Annotated in this window: 2 protein-coding genes; both read right to left on the reverse strand. The window is 66.5% G+C overall.

The genetic code is table 11. The features are described from left to right. Nucleotides 1-1706, reverse strand: a 1706-nt coding sequence (gene carB, locus ACRDUX_RS26800; protein WP_526418217.1) for a carbamoyl-phosphate synthase large subunit, incomplete at its 3' end; no start/stop codon positions are given. After that, a partial coding sequence (locus ACRDUX_RS26805) for a glutamine amidotransferase-related protein (protein WP_526418219.1) occupies nucleotides 1707-2334 on the reverse strand: 628 nt, incomplete at its 5' end.

Here is a 2334-nt window from a genome sequence, read left to right on the forward strand (position 1 = left end):
ACCTTGGGCCGCTCGGTCTGCTGCGCGACCTCGGTCTCGGCAGCGGGATCCAGCTCGTAGGCGCTGTAGTGATACGGCGTCTTGGCCTCGAACTCTGCAGCGCAGGTGTCGACGGTCTTGTAGACGGGATGAATGCCCAATCGACGGCGCAACGCCCGGACGCCGTCCTCGCCGGCGAGTTCCGTTCGCAGAGCTGCGATCTGACGGTCCGACAGGCCGCTGTGCTTGGCTCTGCGCAACAGTTCTTCGTCGAGCACGGGCGCTTCCCGGAGCTCGGCCCAGAGTTCGACGAGGCCACCGATCTGGTCGACGAACCACGGGTCGACGCCCGAAGCCGCTGCGACGTCCTCGACCGTTGCGCCCTGGCGCAGCGCCTGCTCCATGTCGTACAGGCGACCGTCCATGGGCGTCCTGAGACGCTCCAGCAGTTCGTCCACGGAGAGATCGGCGTCGTCGCCCGTCCAGAAACCCCCGCGTCCCGGGGTCTCCAGCGAGCGCATCACCTTGCCGAGTGCTTCGATGAAGTTGCGACCCAACGACATCGCCTCGCCGACCGACTTCATCGTCGTCGTCAGGGTGGGGTCGGCGCCTGGAAACTTCTCGAACGCGAACCGCGGGGCCTTGACGACGACGTAGTCGAGTGTCGGCTCGAAGCAGGCGGGGGTTTCCTTGGTGATGTCGTTGACGATCTCGTCGAGCGTGTAGCCGATCGCGAGCTTGGCGGCGATCTTGGCGATCGGGAAACCGGTCGCCTTCGAGGCAAGGGCACTCGACCGCGAGACGCGTGGGTTCATCTCGATGACGACGAGCCTGCCGTCGGCGGGGTCGATCGCGAACTGGATGTTGCAGCCTCCGGTGTCGACACCCACCTCGCGCAGGATCGCGATGCCGAGGTCGCGCATCTTCTGGTACTCACGGTCGGTCAGGGTCATCGCGGGTGCGACGGTGACCGAGTCACCCGTGTGCACGCCCATCGGATCGAAGTTCTCGATTGAGCAGACGACCACCACGTTGTCGCGGTGGTCACGCATCAGCTCGAGCTCGAATTCCTTCCACCCGTAGATCGATTCCTCGACCAGCACGTTGGCCGTTGGCGACGCGGCCAGCCCGTCGCCTGCCATTCGCTCCACGTCCTCGACGCTGTGAGCCATGCCGGAGCCCAGCCCACCCATCGTGAACGAGGGCCGGACCACGACCGGGAGCCCGAGCTCCTCGACGGTCTCGCGCACCTCGTCCATGGTGAAGCAGACCCGTGACTTCGCCGACTCGCCACCGACCTTGGCGACGATGTCCTTGAACTTCTGCCTGTCCTCGCCGCGCTGGATGGCTTCGAAGTCGGCGCCGATCATCTCCACGCCGTACTTCTCGAGGACACCGCCCTCGTACAGCGCGACAGCGGTGTTCAGCGCGGTTTGGCCGCCGAGTGTGGCCAGCACGGCGTCGATCTTGTTGCCGCGCGCGGCCTGCTGCGCGAAGATCTTCTCCACGAAGGCCGCGGTGATGGGCTCGACGTAGGTGTTGTCGGCGTACTCGGGGTCGGTCATGATGGTCGCGGGGTTCGAGTTGACCAGGCTCACCTGCAGTCCCTCGGCGCGCAGCACGCGGCACGCCTGGGTGCCGGAGTAGTCGAACTCGCAGGCCTGGCCAATGACGATCGGCCCGGATCCGATCACCAGGATGTGGTTGAGGTCGGTGCGACGTGGCATCTACTTCTCCCCCGCCATCAGGTCGACGAACTGGTCGAACAAGTAGTTGGCGTCGTGCGGGCCCGCGGCGGCCTCCGGGTGGTATTGCACCGAGAACGCCCTTCCATCAAGCAGTTTGATGCCCTCGACGACCCCGTCGTTGGCACAGGTGTGGCTGACGGTTGCGCGGCCGAACGCGGTGTCGAACTCCTCACCCGCCTCGCCTTCGAGCGCGAAGCCGTGATTCTGCGCCGTGATGGCGACCCGGCCGCTGGTGTGGTCGATCACCGGCACGTTGATACCGCGGTGGCCGAAGGCCATCTTGTAGGTCGAGCGGCCCAGCGCCCGACCGAGGATCTGGTTGCCGAAGCAGATGCCGAACAACGGAATCCCCGCGGCCAGCACCTCCCGCGTCACGCCAACGACGTGGTCGGCGGTCGCCGGATCGCCGGGGCCGTTGGACAAGAACACGCCGTCGGGTCGGAGCTCGGCGAGCTCCTCGAAGGTCGTGCTCGACGGGAGCACGTGGCTGCGGATGCCCCGACTGGCGAAGTTGCGCGGGGTGTTGGTCTTGATGCCGAGGTCGAGCGCGGCGACCGTGAATCGCGGTGGCCCAGCGGGTTCCACGACGTAGGTCGCCGGGGTACTG

The sequence above is a fragment of the Mycobacterium sp. genome, assembly GCF_050701675.1.
Taxonomy (GTDB): Bacteria; Actinomycetota; Actinomycetes; order Mycobacteriales; family Mycobacteriaceae; genus Mycobacterium.